Genomic DNA, 18,196 nt, shown 5'->3' with positions numbered 1-18,196 from the left:
GTGGAATGGATGGAATTTAGATTTGAAACAGAGCTGGGTGGTAAAAACGCCATGTTTGAACTTCGTACAGCCCCTTTAACCGATGAGGATGCCGCCAAGAAAACGACTTTGCGCGGTTATAAATGTGAGCAGGTCATGGTAAACGGTGAAGCCCTGAAAAATCCGGCTTTTATCAGCTGTTATGCCGAAACCAACAAAAAAGAAGGTCCTGCGCTATGCTTTAAGTTTGGTATGGCCAAGTGGATGGAAGAGCAGTTCGGCATTGAAAATAAAAAGGGACAGGCCCTCTATGTGGGTATCCCCGAAAACGTGCAGGCAGCTTATCTGGAGCAGATTGAAAGTCTTGATAAAGAGATAGAGGACCTGCAGGCAGAGGCCGAAAAACGGCGGGATGAAAATGACAAAAACGTGCGGGATGACGATATTATTGAGCTGTCCTACAGCCCGCGCTTTGTGGGGGTTCGTTACCCCTTCGATTCAAATAGGGAAAAGGCCGAGTCAAAAATATGGTCTCAGTTTGATGGTAATCTGGACCTGGACGACTGGATAGAAGTGAATTTGGAGCCATACTGCGTAGGGCTTGGCTGTGGCTGCGCAAAGAAGTACAAGGTTCCCTACAGGGAATACGCAGCACTGCTGGATGCGTATAAAGCACAGCTCTAAAAAAACCAGGACGCCTTCGTTAAAAGCGTCCTGGTTTTTTTAATACTAGTCATCAATACCGATCATGACAGAGGTCGCTTTGATCACCGCATAGGCGTCAGAGCCAACCTGTAAGCCCAGTTCCCTGATGGAATCCATGGAGATGGTGGAGGAAATCTGGTTTCCGCCGCCGATATCTAAAACAACAATGCCGTTTACGGCGCCTTCTTTAATCGAGACGACCTTTCCGGCCAATTGGTTGCGAGCACTTAATTTCATAAGAAATGCCTTCTTTCTATGGTTTATTTTATTATTATCATAATGAATATAGCTTAAGAATGACTTTAAGGAAAAGCGGAGTCCGATCTTTCAATGCTATCGGTCAACGGATGCCGGCAGCGCGGACAATCTCGGAAATGTCTGCCCATTTGTTAAGGGAGTAGATGTGCAGCCCGTCGATTCCGGCACTTATAAAGCGGTGAATCTGTTTGACGGTATACTCCATGCCGGCTTTTTTAAAGTCTTCAGGATTATCGCCATAGCGGGCAATAATTTCAGCCAGGTCTCTTGGAATGGAGCTGCCGTTGGATACCGCCATGCGGATGGTCGGGTCTTTAGCCAGAACGGGCATAATACCGACATCAATCGGCAATGTGATATGCGCTTTCCGGATTTTCTCGACCCACCACTCATAATGGGCAACATCGTGGCAAAGCTGTGTCATAATAAAATCAGCGCCGGCATCCTGCTTTATGCGCAGATGGGCAATATCTTCATCAAAGCTGCTGGCTTCAAAATGCTTTTCTGGATCTCCGGCCATGGCAATGCTGAACTCTGGAAACGCTTCTTTTATAAAAGAGATCAGCTCGTTGGCATAATCAAAATCTCCGCCCGTCGAAGCACTGCCCTTTGGAAAGTCGCCCCGCAGCGCCAGAATATGATCTACGCCCAGTGACAGATAATTTCTGAGTTCATCGCGGATCTTATCCTTAGAATTCCCAATACAGGTAAAATGGGTGATGGGGATCGTTGCGCCGCTGTCCTTAATGGCTTTACAGATTTCTACATTTCTGCCCGCGTTGGTTCCGCCGGCACCATAGGTACAGCTGATAAAATCCGGCTTGAACGCATAGAGATGATCAAGTGTGTCAAGCAGCGGCTCGAGTGGCTGGCCCTCCTTTGGCGGAAAAACCTCAAAAGAAAAACACATCCGATTCTTCATAATTTCTGGTATTGTCATAAAATCCCTCCATTTTTTTGATTTCTACTGAATGCGTAGAAGCTTAAAGCTTTGTATAAAGCATATCCCATTTCTCTGCGAATAAACAGTGTAAATGCAACGGAATTTAATCTAAAAGCTTAAGACGTTCATAAGTTTTTTTTATGGTTTGTATTTTGGTTTGAGGGAGGATTTTCTGGCAGTGTATCAAAAGCGAACAAATAAGTTGTTATACTTAAAAGAAAACGGTATAATGAAATTATAGTAATAAATTTAGAAATTTAAGACAGCGTGCATAACTATAGATAATAAAAATCAGTTTATTGTCAATAAAGTAATCATAAATGGAAAAATAAAAGGACTGAAAGGATGCAGGTGAACAGAGTGACCGTTAAAGTACAATATTCAACGATGATCGTAAAGAGTTTAGAGGAATCTGTGAAGTTTTACAGAGATGTTTTAGGTTTTAAAGAAGGGTACCATGTCGATCTTCCAAACGGCGGGTGCATTACCATCATGGAAAGTGAAGGTGCTAGTGTCGAATTGATCGAGAATACCAATTTTCCAGTAGGATTGTATTCAATCGGAACAGATGTGGATGATATTGATGAAACGATCCGACATCTTGAAAAAAACGGCTACCAGACAACCGGTCCTGTAATTCCCACTACAGTCGGAAAACAAACCTTTGTCTTAGACCCGAATGGCGTACGAATCTGTCTGATTGAGCACACAGATGAATATAAAGAAAAATATATGTTGGATGATTAAAAGAAAGCTGTCCAGATAAAAGGTAAGCCGAAATGGTGGGGTGCATTATTAAGCACCACCTGGAAAGTGTATCATAATTCCGTTATAAAAATAAGGAAAGACAAAAATTGGGGTATACTATCGGTTTAAAAACCAAAATCAGGGTATATTATTAATGCATACCTCTTACTTACATCTCCCCAAAATTTTCCTTATACCTTTTATTGTTAATATCCCCGGCTCCCCCAAGCCGGGGATATTTTCGTTTGATGTACTTTAGCCCGATTTAACAGAGCTTTAACCTTTTCTTTACCGATCCAAAACCAAAGTCACATTTTTCTCTGGTATGATTAATCTCGTAGTTAAGCACAACTTAAGAAATTAAATTTCAAAGGAGAAGAAATTAAATGGGATTAAAAAAACGTTTAGCAGGCCTGACCATGGCTTTAGTTGTCGGAACATTTGCATTTGCAGGATGCAGTGGCGGGGGAGACAGTACTGGAAGCTCTTCAGCGGCCATTTCTGGTGAAATCAATGGCGGAGGTTCCACCTCAGTCCAGAAAATCATCGAAGCGGCAGGCGATGAATTCGCGGCCCAGAATCCAGATGTCAAATTTACATACAGCGGTACTGGCTCATCTGACGGGATCAAGGGAGCAACGGAAGGCACCTATGCTTTTGGCTGTGCTTCAAGAGAACTGAAGGATGAAGAAAAATCCGGTTTGACCGAGCTGGTATTTGCCTATGACGGTATTGCCATGATCACACATCCATCCAACCCAGTCACCAACATCAACTCAGCAGACTTAACAAAGATTTATACTGGGGAAATCACGAACTGGAGCCAGATTGGCGGTAATGATGCCCCGATCGTTGTCGTATCCAGAGAAGATGGTTCCGGAACCCGTTCCGCGGTCGAAGAGCTGTTAAAATTTGAAGATAAACTAAAACCAGATGCTACCATCAAAGAAGGTAATGGAAACGTACAGTCCACAGTCGCTGGAAATGAAAATGCCATTGGCTATGTATCCTTAACCTTTGTAGACAACACCGTTAAAAAGGTAACGGTTGACAATGTCGAAGCTACCGTCGATAATGTTGTAAACAAAAGCTATCCGGTATCCAGACCGTTCCTGGCCGTTTATAAGACAGACAGCCTCAACAATCAGACAAAAGCCTTTTTAGATTTCTTAATGACAGATGAAGGACAGGCCATTGTAGAAAAAGAAGGCGGTATCAAGGTTGCGCTTGAACAGTAAATAAACACGCCACCTTCCCTCGTCCCCGGTTCGCCGGGGGCTTTTTTTGATGTTGGAAGCCTGTCTGGCCATTAAAAAGTTTAATGTTGTTTTTTGTAACAAAAAAGCATATGATAGGGGTAAGATTTTAAGAAGGAGGGAAGAAATGACAACCCTGAAATTGAATGCCGGCCCCTGCGGCTTTAACACAGTCATTAAAGCTGAAACCGAAAAGCCCTACAAGGTTAAGGTGACCGTTGAATCGGAATGCCCTCATTACAAGACAGTAAATGAGGACCTGAAAGAGCCGTTGGATGCTCTTGGAATCTGCTGTAAAGAAAAATATGACAGCAATACAGTTTATAAGATCTTTGCAAAGCATATGAAGCACCCGGCCTGTCCGGTAGCTGTTGGCGTGGTCAAGGCCATGGAGGCTGAAGCGGGACTGGCCTTAAAGACCGATATTGAAATGAAGTTTGAGTAGAACAGCATAAAGCCTGCCGGGTAAAAAGGCAGGCTTTTTTAAAAAGTTTTAAAACAGTGCTTGACTTTCCAGTAACTGGAATGTGTATACTTAAGTCATGTTCGAACAATGAATTGCAAAGGGAGGAACAAAAATGCTGACCATTGGTGCATTTTCAAAAATCAGTAATGTTACCACTAAAACTCTCCGGTATTATGATGAAATCGGCCTGATCAAACCGGTTTATGTCAATGATGAGAACGGATACCGTTATTATTCAACCAGCCAGCTGGAGACAGTTTTGCTCATAGGCAAGCTGAAATGGTATGGTTTCTCGCTGGACGAAATTGCCGAAGTGCTTAAGAATCCCGAGGATAACACCTTTATTCTCTCGCGGATCAGAGAGAAGGAGGCAGGTCTGAGGGAGGCGGCGCAGCATTATCAGATGCTTCTCTCTCTGCTGGAAAAAGATATTTCAAACTTAGAAAGAGGTAAACACATTATGGCCTATTTAGAACAGATTGAAGTCAAGCTCGTTGAAACAAAGCCCACGCCCATTTTATCCATAAGAAAGAAAATGAATGTCAGGGACTCACAAAAATATATGATGGAACTGATGACAACCGTTCAGGAAAAAGGATTGACACTTACAGCCGGCCCCATGAGCATTTTTCACGATGAGGTCTATGATCCTGAAAACTATGATATGGAGGACGCTGTCGCCATCAGGGAGGCGGAGGAAAGCACCCGCATCCTGGAGGGCGGCTTATGTGTCATGTCCGTATTAAGGGGAGCTTATACTGAACTGCCCTCTGTTTACGCAAAAATAAGAGAGTGGATTGAAGAGGAAGGCTACACTGTTTCGGGAGCCCCCTATGAAATTTATCAGACGGACCCCTCACAGGTACTGCCTGAAGAGAATATTACAGAGATTTATGTCCCTGTAAAAAAATAAACGTGAAAAGGGCCCTGGCTGTTTCGTGACAGCCGGGGCCCTTTATTACGGAAAACTATGCCAGATCACCGGCCGCCTTAACCTTCAGACGGCTGGTATTGCCGGGATAGTAGGCCAGAGGAACATCCTCAACATCAATGATGGCTACAGTCCCGGGGATGGCCCCGGCCGCAACAGCCAGGCTTGAGGCCTCTTCCCTGGCATTTTCCAGGGCTTCATCTCTGGGAACTTCATCGTAGGATACCAGTTTTTCATAGGTACCGCTGACCTTGGAGATGGCAGAGCCGATGGCATTGGCAATGCCAAAATGCTCTGGCTTTGCCACCTGGCGGGTACCCGCAAGCTCTTCCGGGACAATGATGGAGCCGCCTCCCACCAGCACCACGTCGATATCGTCGTTGGAAATTTTCATCTGATCAATACTGTCTTCGATCATTTCACGGATAACGGACATGGCCCTCTCGGCAAAATCCTGTTCAATGATATCCGCCTTTGATGGATCGCCCACCTCAGCCATACCCAGACGGACTGCGATGTCGGTGGCAGTTATGGTATTTCCGCCGAAAACCAGGGCTTTCTCAGTTATCTGATAGCCTACACTGTCTGGCCCGATTGTTATTTCACCGTTTTCTTCACGGACAATGGACCCGCCGCCAAGGCCGATGGATATAACATCCGGCATGCGGAAATTTGTCCGCACACCTCCGATGGTGGCGGAAACGCTGCTTTCGCGTGGGAAGTCATGCTGAATGACACCAAAGTCTGTTGTAGTGCCGCCCACGTCGATGACAACAGCGTCGTGGAGACGGCTCAGATAGGAGGCGCCGCGGATAGAATTGGTAGGCCCGCAGGCGATGGTGAGGATGGGATACCGTCTTGCAAAATCCATGGTCATGAGGGTCCCGTCGTTCTGGCTTAGAAAGACATCGGCGTTTTCGATGCCTTCGTCGGCCAGGCTTTTGGCAAAGCCCTCCGTAAAGCTCTCGGCAACTTCGTACAGGGCAGCGTTCAGGATGGTCGCATTTTCTCTTTCGATAAAGCTTAGTGTTCCGATTTCACTGGATTTTGAAATGTGAACATCAGGTCCCAGGACTTCCCGGGCCAGCTCGGCACAGCGCTCTTCATGCTCATTCCGTACGGGGGAGAAAACACAGGAAATGGCAATGGACTGGGTTTTATCCCTGATCTTTTCAAAGAATGTGCGCGCGGCGGCTTCGTCAAATGGGGCAATTTCTTTGCCGTCAAACTCGTAACCACCGGCTACTGTCGCAGTGGCAATGACAAAATCTGTCAGATCCTCTGGCCAGTCCACCATGGGCATGATTCCCTGCATGGCCGGTGCTGCCAGGCGGATTACGGCTACCGGAGCCAGTTTTTTACGCTCTACAATGGCGTTGGTACACTGTGTAGTACCAAGCATGGCATGATGGACCTGTGTGCGGTCAATATCGGCTTCACGGAGAACATCCTTCAAGGCGCCCAGAATGCCAGAATAAATATCTTCAGAGGTAGTGTGCTTAATACCTGCGATGATGTTCCGGTTTTCATCTACGATAACCGCATCGGTATTGGTGCCGCCAACGTCAATTCCTATTTTGTACATGATGCGTTCTCCTTTCCAGATAATCGTTCTTCCAGAGGAATATAGTCTGTATCACAGCCAAAATAACGCGGGCCGACCATCTCAAGCCCCTGTGGTGTGCGCCATAGATCATAGCAGGGCAGTCCCACAGCCATAACCCGTTTGCCGTATTTTAAGGCGTCAGTGGTCACCGGAATAAAGGTTTCCGTATCGACCAGGCAGATCAGGTCTGGAACCGTTGCCTTTATATGGCCGTTGACTGTTGCGGTCAGATTTTCATTTTGGAAGGTTACTTCGGCCTGCTGCCCCCGGTATTCAGAAATGCCGTCCAGCATAATCTGGCCAAGGTTAAAGGCGCCGGTGGTCTCACGCAGCACATCAGTAATTTTGCCTTTGAAGATTTTATACCCGCCGGTCTGCGTAAGAAAGCTTGCTTCGGGTGTTTGGCTTTTATCAAGCTGTTTAATGCCCCGGATAGCAGCGCCCAGCTTCTGGGAGCGGGTGATGATATTTTTGACTCCCCATTTTTTCATGGTGGCTCCATCCATGCCATACAGGGCAATACAGACAGACCCGCCGCAGGTCATAGTGACCGCCCGGGCAAGGTCTTCGGTCCATTTGTTTGTGATGGTTTCAAAAATACAGGTATTGCCTTTTTCATCGGTCAGGGCCATGGGTGTTGCGCTGACGCCGCCCAAGGTAAAGGTAACCATCTGGAGTTCTGGAAAGGCTCGCCCCATACCGTCAACATCCACGAGAGGGATGCCAAGCCGGGCCGAAGCCGCAATGGGCAGCATACTGTTGACACCGCCGGCTTCGATGGGGAAGAAGCCCTTGATTTCTCTGCCATAGAACTGGCTGACCATATCATAAAGGCGTTTGTACTCACTGCCGTTGATGCCTTTTTCGGCAAGTACAGTGGGTGCTCCCATCATGGCGATGGGAATAACCAGGTCATCGTCGGCGATTTCCTCAGGGTCAAGCATGGTGACATCGCCGCAGGTTTTGATGGCGTCCATAGCCATGAGCTTGCCAATATAGGGATCCCCCCCGCCGCCAGCCCCTAAAAGGGATGCGCCCAGAGCGATATCTTCAATTTCGTTAATACCAAGCGTTCTCAATTTTATTCTCCTTTTATCCGATTTATCTGCAATGGTTACAGTATAAACAAAGTGAAAATAAAAGTAATGGGCCAATGGGATAAAATAAAAAAGATGCTTTTGTCCAAAAGGACAAAGGCATCTACTGGCCATCTAACAGCCGCCTGACTGCCAGGGCTGTATAAAGCTGGTTGCTCTCCGGCATTTTAGTCACTGGATAGCCCAGAAGGCTGTTAATTTTATGGAGCCGGTACTTCACTGTGTTTTTATGCAGGTACAGAAGTTCAGCCGTCCGGCTGACATTGGCCTGGGTGTCGAGGAGATAGACTGACAGGGTTGCCAGCAGATCTTCCTGTATGGTGGAATCAGTATGGAGCAGCGGCTCAAGGGGAGCGGTGACCTGCCTGACCATGGCTTCACCCCTGGCGATAGTCTCGGCACAATCGGCGGTAAAACTCAGCTCTGCCTGGGAGAGAAAGGCGCTGGCAGGGTAGAGGATACGGGCGTTTTTTAGATGATTTTGATAGAGTAAAAAGCTTTTGCGCACACTGGAAGTATCGGGCTGGTTTGTAAAAAAGCCAAAGCTGACCGGAAAGGCTTCTTCCTCCAGACAGGCCATCAGGTTTTCGGCATGGGCCAGCATTTGTGAGGATAAAGGCGTGTCCTGGATAAAAAGCACCACTGTGTTGTCATAAATATCTGAGGGGCCTGCCAGATGCTGGCGCTGCATAAAATCGCGGCAGATTTTTAAAACCTGTTCGTTGAGCTGTGCCGAAGTGGTGGGTTTGAGACCATTTTCGGGCCGGACAAGCCACATGGTGTGAATCGACGCGACGTCAATGCCAAGAATATCGGCAAGGCGGCGCATTTTCAGAGGTTCGTCATTTAAAATGGAACGGATCAGCTCACTGTAGCCAATGGTGCCCTCTTTTTTATTCCAGATGTTGATAAAAAGACATAGAACCTCAGCAGCGTCCTCAAGAGCAGCCGTGCTTTGAACAGGATTTTCAGATACCAGCACCAGATTCATTTTGGGCGTATGGTCGGTCATAACCGGCAGGACAGTGCTGTACAGCGTTAGGTTTTCTTCCGCTAATACAAGGGGGCCGGAACTCAGGCCTTCCCTGGTGAGTTCTGGAAGAACATTGGCGATATACTCCGCTGCTGAAATAGGCCAGGCAGCAATTTCAGGGTGGGTGAGGGTATGGTCAAAAAGGATGAGAGAGGAACGCAGGCGGTCGCTGAGCATGCGCAGCACATTGCCCAGAGTACGTCTGTTGTCAGGAAGCTGGGTAATACGTTCCAGCATGGCGCTCACAAAATGCGGATCTTTGTTCTGATCCATAAAGATGGTTTCCATGGTCTGGGTAATAACCTCGCTGTATCTGAAATCCAGCCGGTTTTCCGGCATGCAGATAAGGGGAAAGCCCAGAGTGTCAGCCAGATCAACAAGCCTTTTATCAATGGAGGGCAGGTAAATACCAACATAATAAAGAATAAGGGCAGCCTCGCCCCCTTCACTCAGCCGTTTGAGCACACGGCACTGGGTATCGACATCGTCCTTTATATTGATAAAACCGCTGACCACAACCTCACTGCCCGGCACAAAGGATGGATTTTCAAAAAAGCTGTCCACTAGGGCGCCTGGATCGGCGTACTCCAGAACAGAGATGGAGCCCACAAAACGGCCAAGACCCGTGTGGCCGCCTGCCACGCGGGCTTCCCTGAGACAAGGCAGCTTTAATAAATCTGCTACAGTGACGCTCATTGTAAAACCTCCTAAGTGTTAATGCGATTATTATAACATAAAACGGCTTTTTATGCTTTCATTCAGCTTTAGCGTTAAATTTAAGACAATCCATCAGTTTTGTCACTTTTTTTGACAAATGTCCGGACTCGTAAGGTGACAGCCGGGCATTTGGGGTATTATACTTACCGTAACAAAAGTGAACAATCGAAGGGAGTTATGAATCATGAACAAAGATAAATTAGGTAAAGCTCTGGCTGCTGGTGCCGGTGCTGCTGCAGCAGCAGCGGTGGCGGCAACAACAGTGGCAGCAACTAAAAAAATGCGCAGACAGCAGGAAGAAGAAATCGAAAATGCGGTACAGAACCGTGATTACGGTGATAAACAGGTCTATTTTGTGGGTGGCGGCATTGCCAGCCTGGCCGGCGCTGCCTATCTGGTGCGCGATGCTAACTTTAATGGCGAAAATATCCATATTCTTGAGGGTATGGATATCCTCGGCGGGAGTAATGATGGTATCGGCACACCGGAAAAAGGCTTTGTATGCCGCGGCGGGAGAATGCTGAATGAAGAGACTTATGAAAATTTCTGGGATTTGTTTTCGTCTATTCCATCTCTGGACAACCCGGACCGTGATGTCACCACAGAAATCCTGAATTTTGACCATGCCCATCCAACCCATGCGCGGGCCCGTCTTATTGACAAGGATGGAAAAATTTTAGATGTTTACAGCATGGGCTTTAACAACGAAGACCGTATGGCCATGGCCAGGCTTTTGGCAACCCCGGAAAAGGATCTGGATAACCTGACCATTGAGGACTGGTTTAACCGTACCCCTCATTTTTTTGAAACCAATTTCTGGTATATGTGGCAGACCACCTTTGCTTTCCAGAAATGGAGCAGCCTGTTTGAGCTTAAACGCTATATGGAAAGAATGATTCTGGAATTCAGCCGTATCGAGACACTGGAAGGGGTTACCCGTACCCCTTACAATCAATATGACAGCCTGATTCTTCCTCTTAAGGCTTACTTAAAAGATCACGGCGTTCAGTTCGAGGTTAACACCAAGGTTGTCGATATTGACTTTAAAGACGGCGAAGGGATTACTGCCACTGCCATTCATGTGGAAAAGAAGGGTAAACCGGAAGAAATCACCCTGAAGGATGGCGATGTGTGCATTGTCACCAATGGCTGTATGACAGACAGCGCAACGCTTGGCGATATGAAAAAACCAGCGCCGGAGCCGGAAGAACCCTCCATGTCTGGTGAGCTTTGGGGTAAAATTGCCGTGAAGAAAGCCGGACTTGGCAATCCAGAGCCTTTCTTTGGTAACGTGCAGGAAACAAAATGGGAAAGCTTTACAGTTACCTGTAAGGGCAATCAATTCCTTAAGATGATCGAGGACTACTCCGGCAATATCCCTGGAAGCGGGGCCTTAATGACCTTTAAGGATTCCAGCTGGCTTATGAGCATTGTTGTGGCTGCTCAGCCGCATTTTAGAAACCAGCCCATGGACACCACGATCTTCTGGGGCTATGGTCTGTACCCTGACCGGGAAGGCGATTATGTTAAGAAACCGATGAAGGATTGTACCGGTGCGGAAATTTTGAAAGAGCTGATCCACCAGCTTCATTTTGAAGAACATGAAAAAGAATTGATGGACTCCGTTGTCAATGTGGTACCGTGCATGATGCCTTATATTGATGCCCAGTTCCAGCCAAGGGCCATGAGTGACCGGCCCGCTGTGGTTCCGGAAGGCTCCACTAATTTTGCCATGATCAGCCAGTTTGTAGAAATTCCTGAGGATATGGTCTTTACAGAAGAATACTCTGTAAGAGCAGCCCGGACCGCGATCTATACCCTGTTCGACATTAAGAAGCCCATTATCCCGGTGACGCCTTATAAGCGTGACCCCAAGGTTCTGGCAAAAGCGTTGAAGACAGCATACCGTTAAAATCAAAAAAGAAACGCCGATTTCTATGGCAGGCTTTTGCCTGCCTTTTGAGTGTCAAAAAACTGAGAGACGGAGCCTTTTACCTAAGGAAGAAAAAAGTGTCCTGCGGGCATTCCCCTCACAATAGTAACTTCTTCTCTAAAGTTGATGCTTTATCTCTCCAGTGTCCGGCTGTTCCGGTAGCGTGGCACGATTCCTGGCCGTTATCCACAGCGTCTGGACCTTTTTTCTTATCTGGATAAAAGGCACAGTCTCGGACTACGACACTTTTGACAGTCTCTGGCAGGCTTTTGCCTGCCTTTTTTATTGTGTAAAAGTAATATTCCCGGTATAATAGAGAGTAATAATAAAAAGGAGACGGTGTGGATGTTTAAAAAAATCATTAAAGTCGTATTTGCAGTGGTGATCGTCATAACCGTTGGGCTGGTAGGGGTATCCTTCTTCACCCCAAAGGATAAGGACGCCGTTACGGATGAACGGTTAAAACAGACAATGGCAGAGGATCACTTTTTATCCAACCCTTACAGCGGCTTTTCACAGCTGAATGAAGATGAGAGGAAAGCCTATCTTCGATTGACCGACAAGCTGGACAATTATGAGAGTACGGTAGAGCTTGGCGATAACAAAATATCGGTAGATAGCCTGAACCGTGTCTGGACAGCCATTCAACAGGATAAACCAGAGTATTTCTGGCTGGACAGCTACACCTATCACTATGACCAGGAAACAAGTATGGTGACAGATGTCAATTTTAATTATAATTATAATACCGATGAAATCAAACGGCGCCAGGGTGAAATTGATGCGGCGGTAACACAGATCAAGTCCGGTATTACGCCGGAAATGGATGACTATGCCAAGGTCAAGACCGTCCATGACGCTATCGTCAGCCATACCGAATACGATCTGAACTCAGAGGACAACCAGAATATATGCTCAGTTTTTTTAAATAACCGTTCTGTCTGTGCCGGTTACAGCAAGGCTCTGCAGTATGTGCTCAAAGACATGGGTATCTTTTCAAATTATGTCACAGGCAACGCGGTGGGCAGAGGCCCCCATGCCTGGAATTTGGTACAAATGGACGGTGAATACTATTATGTGGACGCAACCTGGGATGATCCAAGCTTTGACGACATAACCTGGGAGGACCCGGCCCTTCGTGCAGACCCACCGCTGAACATCGAGTATGTCTATTTTGGCCTGACAACAGAAGAACTTTTGAAAAACCATACCTTTGATAATACCCTGAGTACCTACCCGAGCTTCACGGCAACAGCGGATAATTATTATGTCCGGGAAAATATGCTTTTCGACTTAAATAGCGCAGATGAACAGACACGATTTATTGATACCCTGAGGGATACCCTCGACAACGGTGGTGTGATGGAGGCCCGGTTTACAGAGTCTGGCATGATGGACCGCGCCCTGACCGGCATTGAGGAAAGTGATATTTTAAATGAGTCTGGAGTCCGCTACCTGAGATATGATGAAAATCACGTGCTCATTATCTGGCGCCCCTGATATTACTTTTAAATTTAAGCTGAAAATGCTAAAATATGGCAAAATGCTTGAAAGAAAGGTGCCCCGGACTGATGATCCGGGGCGTGGCATGTCTTATGCAGTTAAAAGTAAAAAAAATAATGTCTCTTTTGGGCGTATTTCTGCTTATATCACCTGTTTTATTTTCACAGATGGTCATGGCGGAAGAACAGCCCACAGATACCCTGAATATTGAAAACGGCAATATCTCCATTTCGGAAGTGGGAAGAGCGACACAGGCGGGAAATACCTATACCTTTTCCAATGATAAAGGCCTCAGGCTGACCGGTACCAGTGACCAGTACGGTATCACCGTCCGTTACGGTGTCGGCACTGGCAACCCTGTCAATCTCAAGTTTGATAATCTTCAGATTGATACCAGTAAAAATGATTTGTGTGCCTTTTCAATTTTGGAAAATGCTTCGGTTGTCATTGAGCTGATGGACGGAACCGATAACCGGCTGGCCAGCGCGGATTATTATGCCGGCCTGCAGGCTCAAAACCTTGGCGGAAAGGCCGGAGAAGTCCGAATAACCGGAACAGGCGCCCTGACCGCCATTGGCGGCAGAGGCTCTGCCGGCATTGGCGGTGCCCAGAACATCACACACTGGTACGGAACAGGGGGAAACATCACCATTGAAAGCGGAACCATTACTGCCACAGGCGGTGAGGAAGGCGCTGGCATTGGCGGCGGCTACAAGGGAGACGGCGGTGTGATCCGGATTTCCGGCGGAACGGTAACCGCCCAGGGCGGCAAGAATGCTGCTGGTATCGGCGGTGGACATTATGGACTTGCAGGTAGCCTTGACACCACCTCTGAGAATATAACGGCCCTGGGCGGTGACGGCGCCGACACCATCGGAAATGGGGCGGACTACACCGAAAAGAACGCCGGTGAAACTGTCATTGATGTTCAGCAGTCAACAGATGTGAAGGTAGATGCAGCCCCAACAGCACGGCCCGCCCAGACAGCAGCGCCCAGGCAGGAAGAAGCCATACAGGATACCTCCGAGGCCGTCAGGAAAGCCGGGGCAGGCAGTATTATTCTCTCCTTTGGTTTGCTTTTGCTTCTGATGGGAGCAGAGCTTGGCCTGTGTAAAAGGATGGAAAAACACCGTCTGGAAGATGAGAACAGCCAGGGGCAATAGGGACCCTTAACAACCTAAATATAAAAAGTAAGGTAAGAAATGAAAGCAAAAGAAATTTTCAGCATTCCCAACATTTTATCCTATGTCCGCATTTTACTGATCCCGGTGTTCATCGGCGTTTATATCAATGCCCAGACGCCCCGGGATTATTATCTGGCGGCGCTTATTATTTTGATCTCAGGATTGACAGACTTTGCGGATGGTCAGATCGCCAGGCGGTTTAACATGATCACTGAGCTCGGAAAGGCGCTGGACCCGGTGGCAGACAAGCTCACCCAGGCAGCCATTGTTTTCAGCCTGATGTTCCGATATCAGGGCATGATCTTTGTGGTTGTTTTATTTGTGATCAAGGAGCTTTTCATGCTAATCAATGACCTTGTCCTTATGCGCAAGGGTAAGAAGCTGGGCGGCGCCATGTGGTACGGCAAAGTGTCCACGGCGGTATTTTATGTGCTCACCTTTATTCTCATTGCGTTTCCGGAAATCAGCACGGCCTGGGCTAATGTGCTTATGGGCGTCACAGGCTTTTTTCTGCTGCTGTCCTTTATTATGTATGGACGTGTATTTTTACAAATGCACCGTGAGGCGGCTGAGGAGAAAAAGAAACAGTAAAAAAACCGTGAAGTATTTTTAAATATGGTATAATGATATAGAAATGACAGAGACAGGAGGCATATATGCAGGAAAACAAAATTGGACGAAACGATCCCTGCTGGTGTGGCAGCGGTAAGAAATATAAAAAGTGCCACGAGGCAATAGATGAAAGGATAGCGGGCTTTGCCCTTAAGGGACATATGGTGCCCAGGCGGGGTATGCTCAAGACACCTGAGCAGATCGAGGGGATCCGGGTCAGCGGCAAGATCAATATCGCTGTTCTGGACGAGGTGGCCAGCCAGATAAAAGCCGGTATGACCACTGAGGAGATTGACAGGATCGTTTATGACACGACTGTTAAAATGGGCGGAAGGCCTGCGCCTTTAGGCTTTGAGGGCTTTCCAAAGAGTGTCTGCACCTCCATCAACGAGGAGGTTTGCCATGGTATTCCGTCAGAGCATATTGTGCTTAAGGATGGGGATATCATTAATGTGGATGTGTCTACCGAGTATAAAGGCTATTACTCAGACTCCTCCCGTATGTTTTGTATCGGAGAGGTAAGCCCCGAGAAGAAAAAGCTGGTCGAAGTGACCAGGGAGTGCATTGAAAAAGGATTGGAGCAGGTAAAGCCCTGGAATTTTCTGGGCGATGTGGGTTATGCGGTGCACCAGCACGCGCTTGAAAATGGCTATACCGTGGTTCAGGAAATCGGCGGACATGGCATTGGGCTCGATTTCCATGAAGAGCCCTTCGTCAGCTTTGTAACCAAGCCCGGCACAGAAATGCTGCTTGTCCCCGGCATGGTTTTTACCATTGAGCCAATGGTCAATATGGGAACTGATGAAATATACCAGGACGATGAAAATGGATGGACTATTTATACCGATGACGGCAAGCCCTCGGCACAATGGGAGGTTACCGTTGCCGTGACCGGGACAGGCCATGAAGTGCTGGTATATTAAAAGCAGGAGAACTAAAAAGGAGAAGGACCAGTGAAGCTGAAAAAAACAACCCTAAGCGCAGTTTTAGAACATTTTGATCTGAAACCATCCGATTTTGGAAGTGCGGTTGCCCGCGCCTCCGATGGCTACGCCATTGAAATTTCAGAGGATATGCTTTGGCAGAAAGATGTGATGCTGGTCTTTGAGGCCGATGACAGGCGGCTTTCCCTGCGGGTATATGTCCGCAGGGAAAGAGCTATGTACTGTGTGCGTGATGTGGTGAGCCTGACTCTGCTGCCCCGGGCTGTGGCAGTACCCGTGGAGTCGGTTCTGTTCTTTGATACGGCCGTGAAGGCCATGAAAAAGGAACCCTACGCAGCCTATGATGAAGAGGCTGAGGCCATTAAAGTATCTGATTTTCTCGATGGCTATTTTGAGGAGAAGCCAGAGTTTATCAAGGCAGAAATGATCGACGGACTGGTCAAGCGGGAGCAGTACTCTGTTTTTAGCAAGGGGTTTTTAAAGCTGACGGGAAAAAACGCCGTTCAGTTTACAGCGCCTGACTTGCCAGCCGGTATGCGGATGAAGGGCATACAGAACCTGCACATCGGCAAAGAAGTGTCTGTCAGCCTGAAGATGGCGTTTGAAAAAAGCGAGTGTTCGGAACTGCCGGGTAAAGACTTTCTGGAAGACATACTGCCAGAGACGGACTGTTTAAAGCTTATCGGCTCAGACAGCACTTTAGTTGAAATCGAACGTCAGGACGTGCTTGAGGCGCGGTTTTACCAGGAGACAGACGGGGCGGTATCCTGTGAAATAAATGGAAAAGTCTATAAAAATATCCTCAGGCTGGATTCTGGCAGGGAACGGCCAAAGGCCTCAGATCGTTCTGACCTTCCGTCTGGAAAAAAGCTGGTTATGCGTCTGGAGCCATCCTCTCAGATCGAGCCCTTTGGTGTCATTGACGGAGAAGCCTCAGAGCTTTACACACCAGGAGTCCTTTATCAAAAGGCCGGTACCCTTATGTTTTATCCACAGTGGGATGAAACAGGCGGACTCTGCGCAGTGGTCCCGGGAACCACTTTGACAGACGGCGCTTTCACCGGAGGGGCAGGCCGGAGCCATGCGGTTGGAAAGGATGGCGGGATGTTTAATATTGGCAGTAATCCCATTGAGCTTCGGGGAAATACGGTTTTTGGACGGCGTTTAGACGGCAGTCTTTTTGAGATGGCCGGCCTTTTCGTGAACGAACCGGAAACCACTGTCATGAGTACAGCCTGGGACGCCCTTGAATGTCTGAAAAATCATGAAAAAATCATGATTATTGAGCTGGACGGCTTTGGGCTGAATATTTACAGAAGGGCGCTGTCCTCAGGCAAGCTGCCCTTCCTGTCATCGCAGCCCATGCGGCCTGCCATGACAGTATTTCGGCCGGTATCGCACTCTGGACTGGCGGCTATGCTTACAGGAACAACGCCAGATGTCAATGGTATTCATAACCGAAAGGGCCGCATTCTTTTAATGCCCGATCTCTTTGAACGCTGTATGGCCATGGGGAAGGAGTGCGCCTATATCGAGGGCTACAGCAAGCTGATCAACACCTCAGAGGAGCCAGTGCTCAATCCCAGCAGGGGTGGCACCACAACAGATAAAGCTGTTTTTGAGTCTGCACTCAAGGCGGCGGAAAAACAACCCAACCTCCTTTTTATCCATTTTCACGGGATCGACGATGACGCCACCACCTATGGCCCCTATGCCAGCGAGACCATGGAACGGGTCTTGAAAAATGACATTATGGTCAGCCGTCTGGCAGAGGAATGGACTGGCAGCATTATAGTCACTGCCGACCATGGGCTTCATGAGGAGACAGGCTATGACAGCAGGGGAAGTCATGGCATATTCTGCGCAGAGGATATGCTGGTTCCCTATATTTATATTAAAAAGGACACTACAGAATGAAGATAAAGACAGAGGATGTGTGCAGCGCAGGCCTGATGACGGTTTGCGCGAGTTTTAAAAAGAGCGGGCAGGCTCCGGAAAACCGGCAGTATACTGGCGTTCCATTTAAAAGACTGGCAGAATACGCAGGACAGCCCCTATCAGAGGAAAGCGTCTGTGTTTTTAAAGCCCTTGATGGTTTCAGCATTGCCCTCGCCGGTGAGGAAGCAATGGACATAGAACAGTGCTTTATCGCGGTGAGCGAGGGAGGAGAAGCTTTGACGCTGGAGGATGGCAGGCCTTACTGTATGATGCTTATGCTGAAGGATACCACCAGCCAGCGTTGGTGCCGCTACCTTGATGAAGTAGCTGTCCGGGAATGATTG

17 protein-coding genes are annotated in these 18,196 nt (G+C 47.8%); 12 read left to right on the top strand and 5 right to left on the bottom strand.

Annotated features, from left to right (window positions below; all coding sequences use genetic code 11):
• Nucleotides 1-9 precede the first annotated feature (9 nt).
• Entirely contained in the window at nucleotides 10-663 is a 654-nt protein-coding gene (locus B2M23_RS18550; protein WP_038351519.1) for a hypothetical protein, read from the top strand.
• 45 nt (nucleotides 664-708) lie between these two features.
• Here B2M23_RS18550 and B2M23_RS18545 read toward each other — a convergent pair whose 3' ends face one another.
• Entirely contained in the window at nucleotides 709-921 is a 213-nt protein-coding gene (locus B2M23_RS18545; RefSeq protein ID WP_013380675.1) for a TOBE domain-containing protein, read from the bottom strand.
• Nucleotides 922-1,024: 103 nt separating this feature from the next.
• Nucleotides 1,025-1,882: a methylenetetrahydrofolate reductase gene (locus B2M23_RS18540; RefSeq protein WP_038351520.1), complete on the bottom strand. Its 858-nt coding sequence runs from the start codon at nucleotides 1,880-1,882 to the stop codon at nucleotides 1,025-1,027.
• A 363-nt stretch (nucleotides 1,883-2,245) separates the two neighbouring features.
• On the opposite strand from B2M23_RS18540, the gene B2M23_RS18535 reads away from it, so the two are divergent.
• The 4 genes from B2M23_RS18535 (at nucleotide 2,246) to B2M23_RS18520 (ending at nucleotide 5,267) form a co-directional block, all read left to right on the top strand.
• A complete protein-coding gene (locus B2M23_RS18535) occupies nucleotides 2,246-2,632 on the top strand; it encodes a VOC family protein (protein ID WP_201261609.1) in 387 nt (128 codons plus the stop codon).
• A gap of 386 nt (nucleotides 2,633-3,018) precedes the next feature.
• Nucleotides 3,019-3,870 carry a phosphate ABC transporter substrate-binding protein gene (locus B2M23_RS18530; RefSeq protein ID WP_038351522.1) on the top strand — a complete coding sequence of 284 codons (852 nt, stop codon included), beginning with the start codon at nucleotides 3,019-3,021 and terminating at the stop codon, nucleotides 3,868-3,870.
• A gap of 145 nt (nucleotides 3,871-4,015) precedes the next feature.
• The gene (locus tag B2M23_RS18525) at nucleotides 4,016-4,333 is read left to right on the top strand and encodes a DUF6951 family protein (RefSeq protein WP_038351781.1); all 318 of its coding nucleotides are present in this window, start codon (nucleotides 4,016-4,018) and stop codon (nucleotides 4,331-4,333) included.
• A gap of 133 nt (nucleotides 4,334-4,466) precedes the next feature.
• On the top strand, nucleotides 4,467-5,267 hold the full coding sequence (locus B2M23_RS18520) for a MerR family transcriptional regulator (RefSeq protein ID WP_038351523.1): 801 nt from the start codon (nucleotides 4,467-4,469) through the stop codon (nucleotides 5,265-5,267).
• A 55-nt stretch (nucleotides 5,268-5,322) separates the two neighbouring features.
• Here the strand turns inward: B2M23_RS18520 and B2M23_RS18515 are convergent, their stop codons facing one another.
• The 3 genes from B2M23_RS18515 to B2M23_RS18505 form a co-directional block, all read right to left on the bottom strand.
• A complete protein-coding gene (locus B2M23_RS18515) occupies nucleotides 5,323-6,870 on the bottom strand; it encodes a hydantoinase/oxoprolinase N-terminal domain-containing protein (RefSeq protein WP_038351524.1) in 1,548 nt (515 codons plus the stop codon).
• Nucleotides 6,858-7,970 (bottom strand): S-methyl thiohydantoin desulfurase family protein, encoded by a 1,113-nt coding sequence (locus B2M23_RS18510; RefSeq protein ID WP_038351782.1) that lies wholly within the window; start codon nucleotides 7,968-7,970, stop codon nucleotides 6,858-6,860. Before B2M23_RS18510 ends, B2M23_RS18515 begins: the two co-directional genes overlap by 13 nt.
• A 121-nt stretch (nucleotides 7,971-8,091) precedes the next feature.
• Complete coding sequence (locus tag B2M23_RS18505) at nucleotides 8,092-9,717, bottom strand: PucR family transcriptional regulator (RefSeq protein ID WP_038351525.1); 1,626 nt, start codon at nucleotides 9,715-9,717, stop codon at nucleotides 8,092-8,094.
• A 205-nt stretch (nucleotides 9,718-9,922) separates the two neighbouring features.
• Here B2M23_RS18505 and B2M23_RS18500 point away from each other — a divergent pair, with 205 nt between their 5' ends.
• From B2M23_RS18500 to B2M23_RS18470, 7 genes are all read left to right on the top strand, one after another.
• Entirely contained in the window at nucleotides 9,923-11,650 is a 1,728-nt protein-coding gene (locus B2M23_RS18500; RefSeq protein ID WP_038351526.1) for an oleate hydratase, read from the top strand.
• A gap of 366 nt (nucleotides 11,651-12,016) precedes the next feature.
• A complete protein-coding gene (locus B2M23_RS18495) occupies nucleotides 12,017-13,171 on the top strand; it encodes a transglutaminase domain-containing protein (RefSeq protein ID WP_052237138.1) in 1,155 nt (384 codons plus the stop codon).
• 95 nt (nucleotides 13,172-13,266) lie between these two features.
• The gene (locus B2M23_RS18490) at nucleotides 13,267-14,337 is read left to right on the top strand and encodes a hypothetical protein (protein WP_146209110.1); all 1,071 of its coding nucleotides are present in this window, start codon (nucleotides 13,267-13,269) and stop codon (nucleotides 14,335-14,337) included.
• 39 nt (nucleotides 14,338-14,376) lie between these two features.
• Complete coding sequence (locus B2M23_RS18485) at nucleotides 14,377-14,949, top strand: CDP-alcohol phosphatidyltransferase family protein (protein ID WP_038351528.1); 573 nt, start codon at nucleotides 14,377-14,379, stop codon at nucleotides 14,947-14,949.
• Nucleotides 14,950-15,014: 65 nt separating this feature from the next.
• Nucleotides 15,015-15,893, top strand: coding sequence for a methionyl aminopeptidase (locus B2M23_RS18480; protein ID WP_038351529.1), 879 nt, complete (start codon nucleotides 15,015-15,017; stop codon nucleotides 15,891-15,893).
• A gap of 30 nt (nucleotides 15,894-15,923) precedes the next feature.
• Entirely contained in the window at nucleotides 15,924-17,831 is a 1,908-nt protein-coding gene (locus B2M23_RS18475) for an alkaline phosphatase family protein (protein WP_038351530.1), read from the top strand.
• On the top strand, nucleotides 17,828-18,193 hold the full coding sequence (locus B2M23_RS18470) for a molybdopterin-dependent oxidoreductase (RefSeq protein ID WP_038351531.1): 366 nt from the start codon (nucleotides 17,828-17,830) through the stop codon (nucleotides 18,191-18,193). The genes B2M23_RS18475 and B2M23_RS18470 overlap by 4 nt, the downstream gene beginning before the upstream one ends.
• Nucleotides 18,194-18,196 lie beyond the last annotated feature (3 nt).

Source organism: Eubacterium limosum (assembly GCF_000807675.2).
Classification (GTDB): Bacteria; Bacillota; Clostridia; order Eubacteriales; family Eubacteriaceae; genus Eubacterium; species Eubacterium limosum.
The sequence above is the reverse complement of the archived record's forward strand: the minus strand, read 5'-3'. Positions and strand labels throughout refer to the sequence as shown.

Excerpts from the sequence above, each read along its gene's own strand:
- B2M23_RS18470 (WP_038351531.1), top strand. The coding sequence starts at position 17,828 with ATGAAGATAAAGACAGAGGATGTGTGCAGCGCAGGCCTGATGACGGTT.
- B2M23_RS18520 (WP_038351523.1), top strand. The coding sequence starts at position 4,467 with ATGCTGACCATTGGTGCATTTTCAAAAATCAGTAATGTTACCACTAAA.
- B2M23_RS18515 (WP_038351524.1), bottom strand. The coding sequence starts at position 6,870 with ATGTACAAAATAGGAATTGACGTTGGCGGCACCAATACCGATGCGGTT.
- B2M23_RS18550 (WP_038351519.1), top strand. The coding sequence starts at position 10 with ATGGAATTTAGATTTGAAACAGAGCTGGGTGGTAAAAACGCCATGTTT.
- B2M23_RS18485 (WP_038351528.1), top strand. The coding sequence starts at position 14,377 with ATGAAAGCAAAAGAAATTTTCAGCATTCCCAACATTTTATCCTATGTC.
- B2M23_RS18540 (WP_038351520.1), bottom strand. The coding sequence starts at position 1,882 with ATGACAATACCAGAAATTATGAAGAATCGGATGTGTTTTTCTTTTGAG.
- B2M23_RS18545 (WP_013380675.1), bottom strand. The coding sequence starts at position 921 with ATGAAATTAAGTGCTCGCAACCAATTGGCCGGAAAGGTCGTCTCGATT.
- B2M23_RS18480 (WP_038351529.1), top strand. The coding sequence starts at position 15,015 with ATGCAGGAAAACAAAATTGGACGAAACGATCCCTGCTGGTGTGGCAGC.
- B2M23_RS18490 (WP_146209110.1), top strand. The coding sequence starts at position 13,267 with ATGCAGTTAAAAGTAAAAAAAATAATGTCTCTTTTGGGCGTATTTCTG.
- B2M23_RS18505 (WP_038351525.1), bottom strand. The coding sequence starts at position 9,717 with ATGAGCGTCACTGTAGCAGATTTATTAAAGCTGCCTTGTCTCAGGGAA.
- B2M23_RS18495 (WP_052237138.1), top strand. The coding sequence starts at position 12,017 with ATGTTTAAAAAAATCATTAAAGTCGTATTTGCAGTGGTGATCGTCATA.
- B2M23_RS18500 (WP_038351526.1), top strand. The coding sequence starts at position 9,923 with ATGAACAAAGATAAATTAGGTAAAGCTCTGGCTGCTGGTGCCGGTGCT.
- B2M23_RS18530 (WP_038351522.1), top strand. The coding sequence starts at position 3,019 with ATGGGATTAAAAAAACGTTTAGCAGGCCTGACCATGGCTTTAGTTGTC.
- B2M23_RS18525 (WP_038351781.1), top strand. The coding sequence starts at position 4,016 with ATGACAACCCTGAAATTGAATGCCGGCCCCTGCGGCTTTAACACAGTC.